The sequence below is a fragment of the Taurinivorans muris genome, assembly GCF_025232395.1.
Classification (GTDB): Bacteria; Desulfobacterota; Desulfovibrionia; order Desulfovibrionales; family Desulfovibrionaceae; genus Taurinivorans; species Taurinivorans muris.
In genome coordinates this window covers 2,026,336-2,046,409 of sequence record NZ_CP065938.1, presented here as the reverse complement: position 1 = coordinate 2,046,409, position 20,074 = coordinate 2,026,336, and the positions used below count along the sequence as shown (strand labels likewise).

The following is a 20,074-nucleotide window of genomic DNA, read 5'->3' as shown; positions in this document are numbered from 1 at the left end:
CTGTTATTCAAATTCCTGAAGAAGACTTTGCAAACGCTTTTTCATTGCGTCTTTCATATTCCCGTCATGCAAAGCGAAATACATATTGACAGACAAAAAGTCGAGCAAATCGCCGGCATCAAAACGCCTTCCTTTCACAGGAACGGCAAGCATGCCCCTTTCTTTCGCCAGCAAATTCAAAGCGTCGGTCAGCTGAATTTCCCCTCCGTGCCCGGGTTTCGCATTTTCCAAATAATCAAAAATTTCCGGAGGCAAAACATAACGCCCGATAATCGCCATATTGGAAGGCGCCTCCCCCACTTTCGGCTTTTCCACCATATCCGTGATTTCAATAATACCGTCCGGACGTTTATTGCCCGCCACAATGCCGTATTTGCAGACCATGCTCGGGTCGACTTCCATAACGCCGATCACAGGCTTGTTTTCCTTTTCGGCGATATCAATCAGTTCTTTCAATCCGCAATCTTTGCCAAGCAAAATATCATCGCCCACCATAACCCCGAAAGGTTCATTGCCGACAACGGGTTTAGCCGTAAGCACCGCATGCCCGAAGCCCAGCTGGCATTTTTGGCGTACGCTGATGACATTGACATAATGGGCGAGTTCCTGCACTGTTTTCAGCAATTCTTTTTTTCCTGTGCGTTCCAAAACATCTTCGAGCGCGTAATGGTGGTCGAAATAATCTTCAAGGGCTGTTTTTTCCTTGCTTGTTACGAAAACGACATTCTCAATGCCGGCGTTCACGGCTTCGTCGACAACATAATGGATAACGGGCTTATTATAAATAGGAAGCATTTCCTTAGGCACATTCTTGCTTGCAGGCAATGAACGGGTACCATGCCCCGCCACCGGAATAACAACTTTTCTGATATTTTTCATATGATCACCCCTATTTGTTTAAAGCCGCATGCACAACTTTCGCCAATTCCTTGGTCAGCTGCTTAACCAATTTTTCTTCCCTTGCCTCAACCATCACACGGCAAAGATTTTCCGTGCCCGAATAACGCAAAACAACGCGTCCGTATTGCCCAAGCTGGCTTTCAGCATTTTTCAGCGCTTCCTGAATTTCCGGAACCGTCGCCAAATCAGGCTTACGGGTAACTTCCACATTTTCCATTTCCTGCGGATAAAGCTTTAATTTTTGCGCAAGTTCGGAAAGTTTCTTACCGGATTCACACATAATGGTCAGCACTTGCAAAGCGGCAAGAAGCCCGTCTCCCGTCGTGCTGAAATCATGGAAAATAAGATGCCCCGATTTTTCACCGCCAAGGCTTAAATCAAATTTCCGCATAGCCTCGACAACATACCTGTCCCCCACATTGGTGCGGATAATCGAGCCGCCCCGTTCGGACATGAAATGCTCCAAAGCCATATTGCTCATGGATGTTGCCGCGAGCGTATTGTTTTTAAGTTTTCCCTGAGCCATTAAATATTCCGCGCAAATAGCCATGATTTGATCGCCGTCAAGCACCGTGCCCGTTTCATCGACAACAATGAGCCTGTCGGCGTCACCGTCAAGAGCGAGCCCGATATCCGCACGCACTTCACGCACTTTATCCGCCACATATCCGGGATGAAGCGAACCGCATTGCAGATTGATGTTCGTGCCGTTGGGGGCATTCGCCATGGTCACCACTTCCGCGCCGAGTTCCTCAAGAGCCAAAGGCGCTATCTTATAGCTCGCCCCGTTGGCGCAGTCCAAAACGATACGCAAACCGTTCAAAGACAAATGGTCGGGAAAGCTCTTTTTCAAATATACGATATAACGACCCGGAGCGTCAAAAATGCGTTTTGCCCTTCCGACCTTGTCCGCTTCCGGATAATCCCATTCATAATCTTTGTTCAGAACCATCTGGGCGATTTCATCCTCAACGCTGTCCGGAAGCTTATACCCGTTCTTATCAAAAAATTTTATTCCGTTATCATGAAAAGGATTATGGCTTGCGGAAATGACAACGCCGATATCCGCCCGCATGTTTTTCGTCAAAAAAGCGATGGCGGGCGTCGGCATAGGTCCGACCTGATACACGTCAATTCCGGCGGCGCAAAGCCCTGCCGTAAGAGCCGTTTCAAACATATAGCCGGAAAGGCGCGTGTCTTTTCCGATAATGGCTTTATGCCTGTGTTTGCCGTCGCGGAAATATGTTCCGGCGGCAAGTCCGAGCCTAAGAGCCATATCCGCCGTCATGGGATAGGTGTTCACATAACCGCGAATACCGTCAGTTCCGAAAAAACGCTTCATAGTCTGTCCTATTTATTCATGCTGTTATTGATTTGCAACAATTTTCACCTTATCGGGGTTGACCGAAAGGAGCTTCGCGCCTTTTGGCAAAAGAACCTCCACAGGCAAAAGCCGTCCCTCCGCCAATTCATGGGTATTTCGCACTATTGCGCGCACTTGGGCCATATAAGCAGGGTCGATGTTATAGGAAATCATCTTGCTTTGCGGAATTTCAAGCTCAATATCGACCGTGCGGGGTTCTGTTTTAAAATCCCCGCCTGTCTTGTCAAGCTGTACGAGCCTGCTCAAACTCACGGGAACCAAATCGAACCATGCCTCAAAACTGATTTTCGTCACAGGCGTATCAGCTTCCACAAGATTAGGCAAAGAAAGGGGAATATTCCTCGTATACTGTCCTGCAAGCTCCACTTGGTTGATATCGAATTTAACTTTCAGGGAATAAATGTTTTCGAGTATTTCTTTCGGACCTTTAAGCTTGACTTCCGAAGGTTCGAGCACCAAATCGCGCACATACAGATCGTCGTCGTCCTTTTCGGAAAAATCGACTTCGACAGGCACCCTTTTTTCAGCTATTTCATCCACTTCGATAATCAAGTAAGACGGGCTGATACTTAAAATTTCCATACCTTTGACATCGGAAAACGCCGTGTTTATTTCCACCGGAAAAACGTTCGCTCCTCTGACGGCATTCTTCAAATTGATACGGTAGACAAAATCTTTGTTGACAACACTGCGCAACCGCTGTTCGGAAGCCCGCACCCGCACACGGAGGACATCTTTCATGCCTTTGACAACCATTAAATCATCGGGCAAATCAACATATTCCACATGGAAGGAAATATCCGTTTCAGCCTGCGAACTTCCCACGACACTGTACCACACGGCACAGGAAAGCAAAAAGGCGAAAAAGAGCAAGCGCAAATTTTCAACGACATTTTTTCTTGAAAGCAGATTTTTAAATGAGAACATTATTTAAAATCCTTTCCAGACGTTCACGGTTTAGCGGATTGGAAAGCCTGCCGTTCTGAGCGACGGTAAATTCCCCCCGCTCTTCAGACACGACAAGAACAACGCTGTCGCTCACTTCCGACAAACCGAGAGCGGCACGGTGGCGTGTTCCGAAATGCTGCCTTTCCTGATTTTGGGTCAAGGGCAAAACGCAGCTCGCGGCGATAATCCTGCCTTGTTTGTTGATAATCACCGCCCCGTCATGCAATGCGGTATTGGGAAAGAAAATGGTATGCAGCAATTCTTTTGAAAGCAGCGCGTCAAGGCGCACGCCGCGGCTGAGCAGATCCCCGAGCTTCATATCGCGCTCAAGCACGATAATAGCACCGATTCGTTTTTTAGCCAAGAGTTCGCACGTATCAACCAAAATTTGAATGGTATTGTCACTCAGTTTCTCTTTTTTCCTGAAAAGGGAACGCAGACTGATTCCCGCAAGGGCGTGGCGGATGTCGGCGCTGAACAAAATGACAATGACAAGAAAAAGCGAACCGAAAAAGTTTTCCAAAAGCCATGAAAGCGTGAACAAGCCGATAAATTTCGCCACGGCGTAAATAAGGAAAAGCAGGAAAAAACCATTTATCGCAGCCATTGCCCTTGTATCTTTTACCAAGCGCAAAAGATAATAAAAGCAACCGGTTACAACAACTATATCCAGTATGTCTTTCACAGTTATGGGAAATTGTGCAATACCAAGCATATGAACCTACTTTAACTGCGTTATTTATGCGTTTCCGTTTTGCAAAGCATAGGTCAAAGCCAAAGTTTCAACCGTTTCTTTCACTTCATGCACCCTATGGTGACTGATCCCCTGTCGCATGGCAAGAGCCGTGCAAACCTGCGTGCTTACGGAACGTTCATTTTTTTTCAAACCGAGCAAATGCCCGAACAAAGATTTTTGTGACAAACCAAGCAGCAAAGGGCGTTTCAGCGCTTCAAAAACCTGAATATGCCGCAACAGGTCAAGATTATGTTCCAGAGTTTTTCCAAACCCGATGCCGAAATCTAAAATAATATTTTCTTCCGGTAAACCTTTTTGCACAAGAATATTCATTTTTTCTTCAAAAAAGGCGTACACATCTTTCACCACGTCGCCGTAACATGGTGTTTCCTGCATTGTCTGCGGCCTGCCCTTGCAGTGCATGAGCACATAAAGAGGCTTGTAATCCGCCACCACGTCAAGAAGTTCCTTTTCCCAGCTGAACGCTGAAATATCATTAATGATTTCAACGCCTTTTTCAAGCGCTTTTTCCGCCACCGAAGCCCGCCACGTATCCACGGAAACAAGCGGTTTTCTTCCAAAATCAAGCGGAACAATATCCGTCCGTATCATATCGGCTCCGCGGCATGAAACATATTCTTCCGCAGAAAACCCTTTTACGGCGGAAATGACAGGCGCAATACGCCGCCATTCTTCAAGGCTGTCCACATCTTCCGCGCCGGGACGGGAAGACGCGCCGCCGATATCCAAAATGCATGCCCCCTGCTCCCACAAAAGGCGGGCGTGTGCTGTCGCATGATCCGTTTTTTCATAACAACCGCCGTCATAAAAGGAATCCGGCGTTGTGTTCACAATGCCCCAAACATAAAAAGGGGCGGACATTAAAGCCTCACCCCTGAATTGCAGCGGATATTGCATTACATATCCTTGTCTTCTGATTTTTGGCTGCCGGCGTCCTGTTCGCCTGCCTGTTCGGCGCGTTCCGCCCGCCCTGCATTTTCAGAAGTTTCAGGATGCCGTATTTCCTTGCTTTCTTCTGACCATGCGAACGTATCGTTTTCGTCAGCTTTTTTTGTGCCGTCAAGCACGAACGGGTCGAGTTCCTTGCCGTCCATAATGCGCTTGATCTCTTCGCCCGTAATGGTTTCCCTTTCAAGAAGAGCCGCGGCGATGGCGTGCAGCTTATCCATATTTTCTTCAAGAATTTTACGGCAGCGCTCACGGGCTTCGTCAATGAAGAATTTTATTTCGGAATCGACAATCTGCGCTGTGGATTGGCTTACGGAATCGGTATGGGCCCATTCCCTGCCGAGGAAAACTTCGCCTCCGTTATCACCGATAGCCTGCGGACCGATCTTATCGCTCATGCCCCATTCGCAAACCATTTTCCGCGCCATTTTGGTAGCGCGCTCAATATCATTGCCCGCGCCTGTCGTTATGTCGTCCATAACCAGTTCTTCAGCCATACGGCCCGCCAAAAGCACAACCAAATTGTTGCGCAGATAATTTTTGGAATAACCGTGTCTGTCCTCTTCCGGAAGCTGCATGGTTACGCCAAGGGCGCGTCCCCTCGGAATAATGGAAACCTTATGCACGGGATCGGAACCGGGAAGGCAAACCGCCGCAAGAGCGTGCCCTGCCTCATGATACGCCGTGATACGCTTTTCCTCTTCGCTGAGAACAAGACTACGGCGTTCCTTACCCATCAGGACTTTATCTTTCGCATATTCAAAATCGGACATATTGAGCTGATTTTTATTTTTCTTGGCGGCTTGCAGGGCTGCCTCGTTGACAAGATTTTCAAGATCCGCACCTGAAAATCCGGGAGTGCCTTTGGCAAGCACTTCAATATCCACATCGTCCGCAATAGGCGTTTTCTTTGTGTGCACGGCTAAAATATGCTGGCGGCCTCTAAGGTCGGGGGTTGAAACAACCACTTGACGGTCAAAACGTCCGGGACGGAGAAGCGCGGGGTCAAGCACATCGGGGCGGTTCGTCGCCGCAATGAGAATGACGCCTTCATTGGATTCAAAACCGTCCATTTCCACAAGCATTTGGTTGAGGGTTTGCTCCCTTTCATCGTGTCCGCCGCCAAGACCGGCTCCTCTCTGACGGCCGACGGCGTCGATTTCGTCAATAAATATCAAACAGGGAGCATTTTTTTTGCCTTGCATGAAAAGGTCGCGCACACGGGAAGCTCCGACCCCGACAAACATTTCCACGAAATCAGAACCTGAAATGGAGAAAAACGGCACGCCCGCCTCACCGGCGACGGCACGGGCGAGCAAAGTCTTACCGGTTCCCGGAGGCCCTACCAAAAGCACGCCTTTGGGAATGCGCCCGCCAAGACGCGTGAATTTTTTCGGATTGGACAAAAATTCCACAACTTCGGAGAGTTCCTCTTTCGCCTCGTCAACGCCCGCCACATCGGCAAACGTCACCTTGGCTTGGTTCGCATCTATCATTCTTGCGCGGGAACGTCCGAAGCTCATCGCCTTTCCGCCGCCTCCCTGCATTTGACGCATAAAGAAAATCCATACGCCAATCAGCAAAATCATCGGAAACCAGGACATGAGCACGGAAACGAGCAAAGAAGGCTCTTCCGGAGCGACAGCGTCGATGCGCACGTTCTTATTCAACAAATGTTCCACAAGCCCCGGATCGTCGGGAGCGTATGTTGAAAGTTCCGCCCCGGCTTGGGTTCTGTATGTGATATTCCTGTCCTGAATTTTTACTTCCGCAACTTCCCCGCGATTGACGGAATTGAGAAATTCGCTGTAAGACATGGAATTTCCGGTCCCGTTGAAAGAGGGATTAAACATATTGAAAACCGTCATTGCGGCAATAACAATAACAACCCAAACTAAAAGATTTTTTGAAAAATTATTGTTCAAGATTCCTCCAAGGCTGATATATAACCTGTCAATAATTCGCCATATCATACAAACAGCGTTCATTCATATAAAATTAACCTATAACAGAACTTGCCCACACTTAGCAAGTTCTAACTTGGCATAAAATTATAATTATGATAAGACCGATTTTCACTTTGACAATCGCTTGTTTTTAAATTTATTATTTCCCATACGAAGCAGGTGCGCAATGACAAGACGACACAGTGAAGACATCAATTTTACGGAAATGCAAACCGGTCTGCAAAAAATGCAATATTATTCGCTTTGCGGACTGGGCAAGACCATTCATTTTTTAGGCATCAAAACAACCTATGCGCTGGCTGACGGATTCGCCTTTCTGGCATGGCACATTCTGCGTTCACGCCGTGAAAACACCATCGCCAGCATACGGGAACATTTAAAAACAACCCAAGACGAAGCAAGAAATCTCGCTTATAAAAGTTTTCAGTCCACATTCCGCTCTTTCACCGAAATTTTATTTACGGAAGATTTCGGATTGGAGCACAAGGGAACACATCTTTTCATAGAAAATGAAGGATTGTGGGAAAAATTGCGCTCCTGCCGGCGTCCCATAGTCGCTGCGACGGGGCATTACGGCTCCTGGGAACTTTTGGCGAGCCTTTTGGGACAGGTTTTTCAGCCTCCGCGCCCGCGCATGGTTGTTGTGAGAAAATACCCCAATCCTGCCGTGCACGCGTTCATATCAAAACAGCGCGAAGCGAGAGGGGCGAGCATGATAGGACACAGAGCCGTCGCAACATCGGTTTTGCGGGCGCTGCGAAAACACGGCATTGTCGCTTTCTTGGTTGACCACAAGACGAAAAACCATGAGGCATATACCCTGCCTTTTTTTGGCGACATGGCGAACGTCAATATGGGACCCGCCCTTTTGGCAGTACGCGCGGAAGCGCTCGTTCTGCCCATTTTTTTGGAACGCACGGACAAAGGCTTTCTTCTGCATTTGCAGGAACCGCTTGACACGAAGCTGTTATCAGGCACTACGGAAGAAAAAATCAAAGAAACAACGCTGTTTTATACCCGCGCAATGGAAAAACAAATCCGCAGCAACCCGGAGCAATGGTTTTGGATGCACAACCGCTGGAATAAGGACTGGAAATAAAATCCCAATCTGCCAAAATGACAGACAGAAAATTAATCCGCTCAGTTAAAAAGACTTGTGCGTATAACAAAAATTAAAAACCGAATTTCGGTTCTTCAATAAACAATCATGAATTTTCTTTTCAGCTTTCCGATTATTTCCTTTGGCATAAGCGTCAGGAAATTTGGCATGGTTGTTTTATTCATCAAACGTATGACAATCTTTATAGCACATATCCCTTTATGAAAAAAGATATGCGGCAATTCCGACGGTAATTTCAGTTGTTATCCGCTCTTTAGCGTATTTAGGCTTTTGAACTGTTTGCAGCGAAAATCAAAAAAACAGCCATAATAACACCAATATCTGACACAACCGCAAACAATAAAAGCAGCTCGTCACGGCAAATTGCAAAATCCCTCACCTAAACACCATGCACCCCACAAAGTTTTTTCCTTCAAAGAGCCCATAAACGAAGATACACTAAGTTTTAGGAGAATAGCAACCAATATATGGACATGGTCGGCACAAGCTGTTACTTCTATAGATTTTTCATTCCACCAGCTTAGCCGGTGTTTTTTTTGCCAAAGCGTACAAAAAAACTTTCGGGGGGCTTTCTGTCAGAAAAAACTTTCCATTTTATTTTTTAATGCCTTAAGAACTCTTGCTCCAGACCAATTGCCTTTTATTTTTTGCACAATCTTTTAAAAATGAATTGATAAGCGTTTGATACGGAATATCAAGATCTTCCGATAGGGATTTGAAATATTCCAAAACCTCATCGTCAAGCCGTATGGTGATGTTGCTTTTGTTTTTCCGTATATAAGGGTTTGGTCTTGGATTTAATTTGTCAATATCATATTCCTCTAACATATCTTTTTTCCTCCTTTTTGGTTGCTTTTCTTGCCGAAATGATACGAATTGTTTCATCCTCGTTTCTGTAACAATGACAAACAAGGCAAATTTTTGCAGTTTCACTCATTCCCAAAATCAAAAATCTTTCTTCATCATCGGAATATTCAGGGTCATCAAATAAAATAGCCTGTTCGTCAAAAAATACAGAACGTGCTTCAGTAAAGTCTATACCATGCTTTTTTCGGTTGATTTGATTTTTATTTTCATCCCAAACAAAATTCATATATGTTCCTTATTTTGTAATTACAATATAAATATATTTTCATCATAAGTCAAGATGTATTCAACCTTTTTTACTTCTCCCCATAGAATAAAGAGCACCGTCTTATAGTTAGTTTTTTTTTGCCAAAGCCCACAAAAAAAGCCCCTCGGATGAGGGGCTTCATATTTGCTGTCTTACGCGACAAATTCGAAATTAGAATTTGTAAACGAAAGTAAGAGCTGAACGGAAGATGTCGTCTTGTTCTTCTTGACCAAAATCAAGGTTTGATTGGTCAACAAAAACATAGCCGAGTTCCAAAGTTGCGGAGAAGTTTTTGTAGATTTGATACGTAGAATTGAAGTCAACTTCAATAGCGCTGTCATCTTCACTCCAATCCAAGAAGCTATGTTCTTCAGCTTTGACTTTCATTCCGTATTCATTTTTTTCAGATTCGTTAGTTCCTTTTACATAAACAACACGCGCGGTGTGGCTCAAGTTTTCAAGGAATGAGAAGTTAGCATATTCAGCAATGAGACCCCAAGTACCGAACGGAGTGTCTCCGGTCAAAGTATTGTAACCGTCGCAGCCGATGATGTTGTCGCCGAAGAGAATAGTGGAAGCAGAGAAACCGCCGTCCAAGAGAACGAAGCCGTTGTCATTGTTGGTGTCGTCATCACCGGTTGCATACCAACCACCCAAAGCGGCAACGCCGTTGCTGAATTTGTAAGAAGCTTTGGCTGCCACATAGAAGCCGTCGAAGCTGTCTTCTGAACCAGCAGGCATATCGTCATAGCTGACATTGCTGTACAACGCGTCAACAGCGAATACGAACGGGTCGAACATATTAAGTTCGGCGGAAGCGCCAACTACGAAAGAGTTAGCTTCATAAGGCAACATATTGGCAGGGGCATAACTCATTGCTGCGGTGTCTTTGTATGCGTACATAGCCCATGGAGCTACTTTGAAGCCGTCATAAGCGAATTCAGCATTGAGGATAACTGCGTCTGCATCGTCAGCACCAAATATAAGCTCTTTTTCACCATTTTTCAAGACCTCATATTTTTTAGCATTGGTTTCAGAATCTGTACGCAACCATGCAAGACCGAGGCTGATGTTTTCATTGATGTTACCGTTTACGCTAACAGCGTCTGCACGACCGTCAAGAACAGCGGAACCGAAAGCATAGGAAGGCGCTACAACTGCTTGGCGACCCATACGGACTTTAACGTCTGTGCTTGGGATTGTCCAGTCGATGTATGCTAAACGCATACGGAAATGGTCTTTGCTATCGTCGCCGAAGATTGAAGGGTCAGCAGTGAAATCGTTGCCATTGTTACCCCAGTTTGTGTGACGATATTGGAACAAGATGGTTGCGGAAAGATCTTCGCTGGCAACATAATCGAAACCGAAACGGATACGGGTGGCAGCGTTGAAGTTTTCTGAGTCATCAATACCTGCGTCAGTATAGGTGAATTCTTCAGCGAATTGCAATACCGGTTTGAATTCGCCAGCGGAAGCGGAACCTGCGAAAGCGGAAACTACGAGGCCTGCTGCCAAAACAAGTGTGGTAAGTTTTTTCATTCTATTTTCCTCACAGAATTTATGCCTAAAAGGCAAAAAAGTTCCGCAAATCCCGTAAAAAATGCATTCCGTATAAAATTAAGAGAATAAATAAAGCTTATTATGAGAAAAGTTTTTCATATATTTTCTTATTTCTTTTCTTTTACAAAAGTCATGTGCTATAAAAGTGCTATATATTCCTTAATTAATATCGTAGAATTTCACACGCGGATTTTTCACCATTTCATCATTTCAGCAGAGGAAACACCATGCACACGACAGCTATTTTTCCTAATCAATCCCCGCCGAAAGACGGCAGGCTCCATTCCGTAAAAGGATATACGGGTATAAAAATCCGTTTTTTGAGACAGAGCATTATTGCCAATGATTATTCCTATTACATTTACTACCGTGTCGGAGGCAGGCAAGGGAAACAGGTTTTGCAGAAAGTCGGCACCAAATCGCAAGGCATGACTCCGAAAAAAGCCTCGAAAATCAGACTGCGGAAAATTTTGGAGCATGAGCAATCCCTTCATGGCAGTTCCGTCAATGCCGTTAATCCCCGAACGTTTGAAAACGCGCCGACCCTTGCCGGAATTTGGCGGGAATATAAAGAGCAAAAACAGTCGCTCAGCTCGTTTGCTTCAATTAAACATTGTTATCAGTATTTGAAACCTTTTTACGCCAAAACGCCCCTTTCCCTTTCCACAAAGGAAATCAACATGTTCAGGCAGGAACTTGAAAATAAAACCACAAGACAGGGGAAAAAATTTGCCCCGCAGACTGTCGCCCATATTTTGAAACTGTTCAGAACGTTGGTAAATTTCGCCGTAAAAAACGGGCTTTGTACAAAAAATGATACACTGCACTTCAATATTCCGAAAGTGCAAAATACCGTGCAGGAGTTTTTAACGGAAAAACAGCTGAAACAATATGCTGACGCATTGCAGACAGAAGAAAATCCCCATGCGAAAACGTTTCTCATGATAGCCCTTTTTACCGGCATGCGTAAAAAAGCCATTTACAATCTCGCATGGCAGGATATAGATTTTTGCCGCAATATCATTTATTTGCAGGCGCAAAATGCCAAAAAACGGCAGGCGGATTTCATTCCCCTGCCTCTGCCTGTAAAGAAATTGCTGAAAATTTTGCCCAAACAAAGCGAATATCTTTTTTTGAACAGCTCGAAAAAGCCCTATGCGAATTATTTTCAAAAAGCGAAAGCGATAAAGGAAAAAATCGGCTTGCCTGAAAAATACCGCCCTTTTTACATGCTTCGCCACAACTTCGCAAGCCTTCTTGCGAACAGCGGTACAAATTTATATACGATACAGAAACTCCTCACCCATAACAGCCCCGTAACGACGCAGCGTTATGCCCATTTAAATGATAAAAACCTGCGGCAAAGTTCGGAATGTGTATCAAAAATTATACAAAAACATTTCGCAAAAAGGGAAAATGTGCTATAAAAGTGCTATACATATAAAATATTTTTTTAAAAAATGTTAAATAAAACATGGTATTTCAATAGGATAAGACAAGATGGAATATTTTTGGAAGAAAAGTAAAAAAAATTGAATTTAATTTGTAAAAAATACTTTACAAGGCAGGAAGAATTGTGTACAAAAAAGACATGACGTTCGGAAAAGTTAAATTTTTTGAACAGCAATTTTTCAAATTTGCCTTTTAGGCATAAATTCTGTGAGGAAAATAGAATGAAAAAACTTACCACACTTGTTTTGGCAGCAGGCCTCGTAGTTTCCGCTTTCGCTGGTTCCGCTTCCGCTGGCGAATTCAAACCTGTATTGCAATTCGCTGAAGAATTCACCTATGGTGACGCCGGCACAAACGACCAATTGGAAAACTTTGACGCCGCAACTCGTATCCGTTTCGGTTTCGACTATGTTGCTAGCGAAGATCTTTCCGCAACCATCTTGTTCCAATACGGCGGTTACCACTGGGGTACTTTCGAACCAAACAATGACGGCAGAGCAAATCTCAAAATGCGTTTGGCTTACATCGACTGGACTCTCCCAAGCACCGACGTTAAAGTTCGTATGGGTCGCCAAGCTGTTGTAGCTCCTTCTTACGCATTCGGTTCTCCTGTACTTGACAGCCGTGCGGACGCTATCAGCATCAACGGCAATGTTAACGAAAACATCAGCCTCGGTCTTGCATGGATGCGTGCTGACAGAAACACAAGAGATTATGCTGACTACGGCTTTGATACCACTTTTGATACCACTGACGCACTCATGCTTAACGCTGAATTTGCTTATGACGGCTTCAAAGTAGCTCCATGGGCTGTTTATGCACATAAACAACACGATGCAGAATCCGGTATCGCTCAATTCGCAAACATTGACGGTAAACAAGCTGACGCAGATCTTTACATCATCGGTGCTTCCGCCGAACTTAACATGTTCGATCCGTTCGTATTCGCTGTTGACGCATTGTACAACAACATCAAATACCACAACATGGCTCCTCTCGCAGAAGACAGCTACGACGCTTTCTATGTAGCAGCTAAAGCTTCTTACAAATTGAGCAACGGTGTTGCTAGCCTCGGCGGCTGGTACTCAACCGGTAACGACTGGGAAAACAATGACAACGGCTTTGTTGTTCTTGACGGCGGTTTCTCTGCTTCTTCCGTTTTGTTTGGCGGCAACATCGTTGGCGCAGACGACTACACCAACGTTTTGGGTTCAGACAGCCCATTCGGTACCTGGGGTGTTATTGCTGAATACGCAGGTTTCTCATTCCTTGAAAACTTGAGCCACACCGCACGCGTATTGTACATCGAAGGCACAAACGAAAACCAACCAAATGCTTATAACCCAGGATTTGGTGACAGCATTGAATTGACAGAAGATGACAGCGCTATCGAAATCGACTTCGATACCACCTACCAAATCTACAAAAACCTTTCCGCTACCTTGCAGCTCGGTTATGTATTCTTCGATCAATCCAACCTTGCTCCTCTTGCTGAAGAACAAGACGACATCTTCCGTTCAGCTCTTACTTTCGTTTACAAATTCTAATTTTGAATTTGTCGCGTAAGACAGCAAATATGAAGCCCCTCATCCGAGGGGCTTTTTTTGTGGGCAGGATGATAAAAAAACAATCGCGCAATACAATTATCCTTATGATACGATTTTAACACACTGCAAAAAACCATCCTTTTCCCGAAAACGCCGTTACCTTGTCAAGCTCATTGCCGTTATTACTGATAACATAACAGCTTATTCCAAAAAACAATGATTATTTCACTATAAAAGTTTATTAACTTGCATGGTAGTAAAAAGTAGTATATGCTGTTTCAAAACGGAGAATATTTATGCAGTCACAATCAATTGTCAATACCAGTATAAAAATACCTTGTGAATTACGTGAAAGAATCCAAAAATTAGCCGCTGTCCGCAATCAATCTTCTCATGCGTTCATGTTATCGGCATTGGAAAATCATGTCAGCCGTGAAGAAAAAAGAGAAGCGTGGCGGCAGGAAGGAATTAAAGCGTGGGAGGAATTTCAGCAAACAGGCTTGCATTTGACCAATCAGGAAGTTCTTGAATGGATAGATACAATTGTTCAGGGAAGAGAGGAGCCAATGCCTAAATGCCATATATAGTTTATTGGACGCCTCATGCGCTTGAAAATCTTGAACAATTATATTTATTTTTATCTGAAAAGAATAAGGATGCCGCAAGGACGGCATTAAAAATTATCCGAGAAAAAGCCCTGTTGCTGGAAAATTTTCCTAATGCAGGCAGGCCTTCTCTTGATTTGGAGCCGGAGCACAGAGAATTGCTTATCCCCTTTGGGGAAACAGGTTATGTAATGCTTTGTCAAATGGGAGACAATACTCTTCACATACTGGCGATAAAACATCAAAAAGAAGTAAATTATAAATAATATCATGGTATCATGAACAGTCTGCCAATTATGAACATGAGCGCATAAAATATCCAAAAACACATTTGACAGAATTTGACAGAAACAAAAAACACGGCTAAACTGCGAAAAATTTTTCCAATGAAAAGGATATGTTATGCGTGCAATGACAGACAGAAGAAGAGCGAAAATCGAAAAAGTATTAAGCCAAAGGCAAAAAGATTTAACCCTTGTGCTTGACAATATCCACGACCCGCACAATGTTTCCGCCATTTACCGAAGCTGTGACGCCTTCGGCGTGCACAAGGTGCATTTATATTATACGGACACGCCTTTTCCGCATTTGAGCGAAAAAACGTCCGCTTCCGCAAGAAAATGGGTTGACACGGTAAGGCACGGCAGTAAAGAAAGCCTTATCGGCGAACTGAAAAACACCGGTTATCAAATTCTTGCGACAAACTGCACGCCAACGGCGAAGCCCCTGCGCGAATATGATTTGACCATGCCTACCGCAATCATCATGGGCAACGAACATTCCGGCGTTTCCGAAGAACTTTTTCCCCTCGTGGACGGTGAAATTTACATTCCCATGTTCGGCATGATACAAAGCTTCAATGTTTCCGTCGCCGCCGCCCTTTTGCTCGGCGAGGCGAGCAGACAGCGCCAGCTGAAAGGCATGTACGATACCAAAACCTTTTCAGACGAAGAATACCAAGAACTTTTGGCGGACTGGCTCGAACGCTGATTTTATCAAACAGCGCCCGCTCTTCAATCCCGCCCGCCAAAAAGGACAAATTCTTTTAACAAAACATAATCCCTCGGCAAGCCGACGGAAAATCATATAAAAAAGACAGCACGCAGGCAAAACTAAAAGCACACCATGCGGGCATTAATGCATGCATTACATAATTTAATCTTGTCACATCGATATACAGCAACAAATAACGGAAAACAGCTGACAAACGCATTTTAAACAAGAAAATACATATGATTTTCCATTTTCTCATATTCGCAGCAGGGCTTGCCTCAGGCAGTTTTTACGCCTGTGGCATTGCGCGGTTTTGTGCAAAATCGCCGATTTTCACCAAAAGGTCGAAGTGCCCGAACTGCTGCGGGACTTTGAAATGGTATCAGCTGATACCGATTATCAGTTTTCTTATGCAAAAAGGGCATTGCTCCTTTTGCCGCGGCAAAATCTCTTTTTTTTATCCCTTTACGGAATTTCTTTTCGGAACGGCAAGCCTTTTAACCTATGTGAAATTCGGGCTTACTCCGGAATTTGTTTTTTACTGTTTCGCCGTGCACATCATTTTGATTGCAGGCATTATCGACTGCCGCCTGCTTATCATTCCCGATCTTCTTACGGTTTATTCCTTTCTTCTTTTTCTGCCTTTAGGATATTGGCTGACCTTTGTTTCACCGGAAAACATTCTATCTTCCTTTATCTGTTTTGCCGTGCTTTATCTCTGCCATGCCTATTTTCTTCATATAAGAAAACTGGAAGCCTTAGGACTCGGCGATGTGAAATTCGTCCTTTTCCTAGGGCTGTTCCTGCTGCCGCGCGAAATTCCCCTCTTTTTCATGATTGCTTCAGGTTCCGCCCTCTGTTACAGCATATTCTTTCATTTTAAATACAAAACCGACCTTCATACAACCAAAATTCCTTTCGGTCCCTTCTTGGGATTTGCGGCGCTTTTCATACTCTTCCTGTAATTCCGCCTTTTTCGCTTGACATATATATATATATTAGAGGTGGATTATAAACATATGATTATGTTTAAGAAGGCAGATATCAATAGTTCGCGCTATTGTTCCTGAAAATGCTCATTATTAATGATTATTTTCACAACCCCTTTCATAGGAGTGGTTTTATGGCAAACCTAGGGAAAAAAGTCTTAGTGTACAGCCTGTGTTCCATGTTGGCGTCACCTTTCATGGTGCTTCCGAGACAAGCCTATGCCAATACGCAAAATTACACGGTATTCAGCGGCGGCACGATTTACACCATGACGGAAAGCCTGAAAGAAGTTCAAAACAACGTCAAGCCCCACAAGGCGAAAGCCGTTGTCGTGGATAACAAAACAGGCAAAATCATAAAAGTTTTCAAAGAAAATGAAAACGCGGACATGTATACGAAAAACGCAAATTACAAACAAGTAAACCTCGGAACAAACGTCATGCTTCCGGGCTTTATCGACCCGCACGGGCACTTCCCCGCCGCACCCAATTACAGCGGCATCAGCTTGGCTCCGTCTCCCATCGGCGATGTTGACACCATAGAAGAAGTGCAGGCGCGTTTGCTTGAAAAAATCACGGAACGCGACTATGCAGGCAAAGGCATTAATTACGTAACCGCTTCCGACTATGACGACACATTGTTAGACGTTCAAAGGCACCCTTTGCATGAAGAACTCAACAAAGGCGAATTAGCCAAGTATATAATCAGGGCTTCCCACATTTCCGGTCACCTTATTTCAGTCAATACTGCAGCATTAAAACGTTTCTTTGACTCATCCTATTACAACAGCGATACATTTAAAAAGGCTATCCAATTAGATCCAGCCGACCAAGTGACAGCCGCCAAATTAATCAATAAAAACGGCAATGTGTTTTATCAAATTACCTACACTCCAAGCGGAGGCAGTTCCACGACAAAAGAACTGCCGGGTATCATAATGCGGGCGGATGCGGCACAGACATTGGCTACCGGACCCGATACCGTTGACACATATTTAAAATGCATGACAGGTACTTTCGTTGAAGCGGCGATGAGCTATGTGGCACAGCTTCCGGCGGATAAGGCATACGCACCGAAACAGGCTGAAATAATGGCGATGGCGTCAAAAGAATACGCTTCCCGCGGCGTGACAACCTCCATGCAGGGCGCCGCAGTTCTTCCCCAAGCCCTTCCGAATGCGCAGCAAGGTCTTTTGAACAACAAGCTGAAAATCAGAACCATTATCCAGCCGATGGTTTATAACGCGCTGGATCCTGAAATCAATCAAACAAGCTTGATGAACCATTTTGCTCTTGCATGGGAAAATATGATTTATGACAAATCCAAACCTGACGAACAACGCTCCATCGGCAACCCAAGCGTCAAATCTCCAAAAGCGGGTGACGATATTTCCGCATGGAATGGTGATATGAAGAACGCAGGTCCCGGTGAACTCGCCGCCCCAACAACATTAGCCAACCAAATTTACCAAAAGCAATTAAATAAAGAACTTCCTTTGGACAGGATTTTCCTCGGTTCTTGGAAAATGATTTATGACGGCTCCAACCAAGGGTATACCGGTTTCTTCGGACAAAAGGGATATTATCAGCTTCCCGACGGAAACGTGACCTATTTCCCTGTCGGCAGAACAACCAATCCTGACGGTTCCGTCACAATCAACAATCTTGGCATGGAATCCATAAACGACCCCAAAAACTTCGTCGAAGCCGGCAAACACTACGGAAACGAAGGTTGCTTCTTTATCAACAAAGCGCAGGATGTTTTCAAACTCGGCGAAATCACCTATAAGCGTTACCATGAAAAGGGACAAAGCATTCACTGCCATATGAACGGCAGCCGTGCAAGCAGCGACGGCGTGACGTTCATTGAAAAAGCCATTGCAAGCAATCCCGGCATTAAAGACGGCCGTCACACCGTCATCCACGCCCAAATGCAGGAATTGGTCGAAACACAACGTCTTTTGGGCAACTATGACCAATATCCCTTGAACAATCCCGCGAAGTTGCAGGATATTTGCACCGTATGGCAAGGCACCGCAGGAATGACATGGGAGAAAGCGGCACAGCAGGACCCAACGGAATATGGCGGTTACAACCCTGAAGAAGGGCGTTATAAGAAAGAGTTCTCCAAAGAAGCGGAACAGCTTCGCAAAGACCTTGGAAACGGTCAATTGATGAAAGAACAAAACTTCATCAGCTCCTACTTTGTCGATCATACCTATTACTGGGGACAACGCCACAGAGATATTTTCATGGGTCCCGGAAGCGCATACAACATGAGTCCTCTGGGCTGGGCTGTACAATTGGGACACCGCTGGACCATTCATAACGACACCCCTGTAACGCCGCAAAACCCATTGAAATCAATCACCATTGCAACAACACGCCTCTCTTCCGGCTATACCGCCGGCGGTGTGAAAGGTCCGCAGGAACCGATTTACCACCAAGGCGCGGGCAAGGACATCACAGCAACAAAGAAATTCTATCCGACCAAGATTGATGAGCTGAACAAAGGCGAACAACGCGACTATGTGTACTTCGACCAACGCATCACCGTATTGCAGGCATTGCACGCATTAACCGTGAACTCCGCTTGGGAAACCAAACAGCTTGAAAACAAGCTCGGTCAAATCAGGGAAGGCTTCTATGCCGACTTCGTCATTCTCGCCCAAGACCCGTTCCAGCTTGAAAAGCAAGGCGAAGCAGGATTATTGCAAATTGCCGATATTCCGGTTGTAGCAACAATAGTCGGCGGTGAAACCGTATTCGGCGTATTGCCCGGAACAGAAGCCGGTAACTTTGTTTCCAACCTTGAATCCAGCTTCTTCAACCAATCCGCTCTTACCAACATAAGTGAAAATCCGGATACGTTCCCGAACGCCTCCTATATTCCGGAAAATACTCTCATGGAAGCCGCAAAGAACTACGGCAAGGCATATCTCGGCAGTGTCCAGTTCCATGCCGATATTGATACAACCAACAGCAACACGGCAGTATTATCCGCGCAAATCATGGGTAACGGCGACCCGGTTGAAACGGTCCGGCTCCATAAGTACATCAACAACGCCGACATCAGACCGTTCACCTTTACCGGCTCCGTCAATGCGGACGATATAGACAGTCACGCGGAACAATACTGGATCACGGACAGAACTCTTGAAAAGCCTCTTGCGGCAGGCAGTGTTCTTGAAGTGGGCAAGGCGTACTATATCCACTTCGCCATTGAAAACGATTCCGAGTTCGACCTTGACAAGGACTCCGCAAAGGTACAGGACCCCGTTATCGTAACGGCGGATTCATTCCCTAAGGTTCCCACCGCTCCTTATGCCGGACATGGCGGAGGCGGGGGCTGCACCATAGGCACGACAGCCCAATACGACTTGGCTCTTGTCATCTTGGCGGCACTCGGTCTTTTGGCGATACGCATTTACAGAAAGCGTGACAACGCATAATCAACCCTATGACGCTTCGGGCTTTTCTCTGGGGGAAAGCCCGAAGTTTTCACGGAAAAACAAATAAAAGGAAAATATTCACAAAACTATCCGGTCTTATATATATCCATATATAAAAAATGAACAATCACGAAATATCGGTCCATAAACCGAAAAAAGGAGAAAACACCATGCCGGTTAACTTCCGGCAAGCAAAACTATGATTTTTTATTTATAAAATTCAAATAATTACGCAGCATTAAAAGCATGCTTCGCAATGTTTGCCATATCCTGCCATATTTTTTTCAAAATTATGCATTGACTATATATATATATATAGGTTATTGCTATTCCTAATC

17 protein-coding genes and 1 pseudogene are annotated in these 20,074 nt (G+C 44.9%); 8 read left to right on the top strand and 10 right to left on the bottom strand.

What is annotated here, in order from left to right; translation table 11 throughout:
- Window positions 1-3: 3 nt before the first annotated feature.
- The 6 genes from galU to ftsH are packed head-to-tail and all read right to left on the bottom strand — an operon-like array spanning window position 4 to window position 6,862.
- Window positions 4-879: a UTP--glucose-1-phosphate uridylyltransferase GalU gene (gene galU, locus JBF11_RS09485; RefSeq protein ID WP_334315238.1), complete on the bottom strand. Its 876-nt coding sequence runs from the start codon at window positions 877-879 to the stop codon at window positions 4-6.
- A gap of 10 nt (window positions 880-889) precedes the next feature.
- On the bottom strand, window positions 890-2,242 hold the full coding sequence (glmM, locus tag JBF11_RS09480) for a phosphoglucosamine mutase (RefSeq protein WP_334315237.1): 1,353 nt from the start codon (window positions 2,240-2,242) through the stop codon (window positions 890-892).
- A 24-nt stretch (window positions 2,243-2,266) separates the two neighbouring features.
- Entirely contained in the window at window positions 2,267-3,211 is a 945-nt protein-coding gene (locus JBF11_RS09475) for a CdaR family protein (RefSeq protein ID WP_334315236.1), read from the bottom strand.
- Entirely contained in the window at window positions 3,198-3,947 is a 750-nt protein-coding gene (gene cdaA / locus JBF11_RS09470) for a diadenylate cyclase CdaA (protein WP_334315235.1), read from the bottom strand. Before cdaA ends, JBF11_RS09475 begins: the two co-directional genes overlap by 14 nt.
- Window positions 3,948-3,971: 24 nt before the next feature.
- Complete coding sequence (gene folP, locus JBF11_RS09465) at window positions 3,972-4,886, bottom strand: dihydropteroate synthase (RefSeq protein WP_334315234.1); 915 nt, start codon at window positions 4,884-4,886, stop codon at window positions 3,972-3,974.
- On the bottom strand, window positions 4,886-6,862 hold the full coding sequence (gene ftsH, locus JBF11_RS09460; protein ID WP_417168620.1) for an ATP-dependent zinc metalloprotease FtsH: 1,977 nt from the start codon (window positions 6,860-6,862) through the stop codon (window positions 4,886-4,888). Before ftsH ends, folP begins: the two co-directional genes overlap by 1 nt.
- Window positions 6,863-7,070: 208 nt before the next feature.
- Between ftsH and JBF11_RS09455 the strand changes: the two genes are divergently transcribed.
- Window positions 7,071-8,003 (top strand): lysophospholipid acyltransferase family protein, encoded by a 933-nt coding sequence (locus tag JBF11_RS09455; RefSeq protein WP_334315232.1) that lies wholly within the window; start codon window positions 7,071-7,073, stop codon window positions 8,001-8,003.
- A gap of 422 nt (window positions 8,004-8,425) precedes the next feature.
- Here JBF11_RS09455 and JBF11_RS09450 read toward each other — a convergent pair.
- The 4 genes and pseudogenes from JBF11_RS09450 to JBF11_RS09435 all read right to left on the bottom strand — a co-directional run.
- Window positions 8,426-8,521 (bottom strand): annotated as a pseudogene (locus JBF11_RS09450) (transposase); the annotation flags it as partial.
- A 112-nt stretch (window positions 8,522-8,633) separates the two neighbouring features.
- On the bottom strand, window positions 8,634-8,852 hold the full coding sequence (locus tag JBF11_RS09445; protein ID WP_334315231.1) for a BrnA antitoxin family protein: 219 nt from the start codon (window positions 8,850-8,852) through the stop codon (window positions 8,634-8,636).
- Window positions 8,836-9,117 (bottom strand): BrnT family toxin, encoded by a 282-nt coding sequence (locus JBF11_RS09440; protein WP_334315230.1) that lies wholly within the window; start codon window positions 9,115-9,117, stop codon window positions 8,836-8,838. Before JBF11_RS09440 ends, JBF11_RS09445 begins: the two co-directional genes overlap by 17 nt.
- Window positions 9,118-9,309: 192 nt before the next feature.
- On the bottom strand, window positions 9,310-10,677 hold the full coding sequence (locus JBF11_RS09435) for an outer membrane homotrimeric porin (protein ID WP_334315229.1): 1,368 nt from the start codon (window positions 10,675-10,677) through the stop codon (window positions 9,310-9,312).
- Between the two features lie 248 nt (window positions 10,678-10,925).
- Between JBF11_RS09435 and JBF11_RS09430 the strand changes: the two genes are divergently transcribed.
- The 7 genes from JBF11_RS09430 to JBF11_RS09400 all read left to right on the top strand — a co-directional run bounded on the left by JBF11_RS09430 (window position 10,926) and on the right by JBF11_RS09400 (window position 19,736).
- The gene (locus JBF11_RS09430) at window positions 10,926-12,125 is read left to right on the top strand and encodes a tyrosine-type recombinase/integrase (protein WP_334315228.1); all 1,200 of its coding nucleotides are present in this window, start codon (window positions 10,926-10,928) and stop codon (window positions 12,123-12,125) included.
- Window positions 12,126-12,371: 246 nt separating this feature from the next.
- Complete coding sequence (locus JBF11_RS09425) at window positions 12,372-13,697, top strand: outer membrane homotrimeric porin (protein ID WP_334315227.1); 1,326 nt, start codon at window positions 12,372-12,374, stop codon at window positions 13,695-13,697.
- Window positions 13,698-13,993: 296 nt separating this feature from the next.
- The gene (locus tag JBF11_RS09420; protein WP_334315226.1) at window positions 13,994-14,284 is read left to right on the top strand and encodes a CopG family ribbon-helix-helix protein; all 291 of its coding nucleotides are present in this window, start codon (window positions 13,994-13,996) and stop codon (window positions 14,282-14,284) included.
- The gene (locus JBF11_RS09415) at window positions 14,272-14,568 is read left to right on the top strand and encodes a type II toxin-antitoxin system RelE/ParE family toxin (protein WP_334315225.1); all 297 of its coding nucleotides are present in this window, start codon (window positions 14,272-14,274) and stop codon (window positions 14,566-14,568) included. The genes JBF11_RS09420 and JBF11_RS09415 overlap by 13 nt, the downstream gene beginning before the upstream one ends.
- Before the next feature lie 136 nt (window positions 14,569-14,704).
- A complete protein-coding gene (locus JBF11_RS09410; RefSeq protein WP_334315224.1) occupies window positions 14,705-15,292 on the top strand; it encodes a TrmH family RNA methyltransferase in 588 nt (195 codons plus the stop codon).
- A gap of 242 nt (window positions 15,293-15,534) precedes the next feature.
- Entirely contained in the window at window positions 15,535-16,260 is a 726-nt protein-coding gene (locus tag JBF11_RS09405) for a prepilin peptidase (RefSeq protein ID WP_334315223.1), read from the top strand.
- Window positions 16,261-16,418: 158 nt separating this feature from the next.
- Window positions 16,419-19,736, top strand: a complete 3,318-nt coding sequence (locus JBF11_RS09400; protein WP_334315222.1) for an amidohydrolase family protein — start codon at window positions 16,419-16,421, stop codon at window positions 19,734-19,736.
- The last annotated feature ends 338 nt before the right edge of the window (window positions 19,737-20,074 follow it).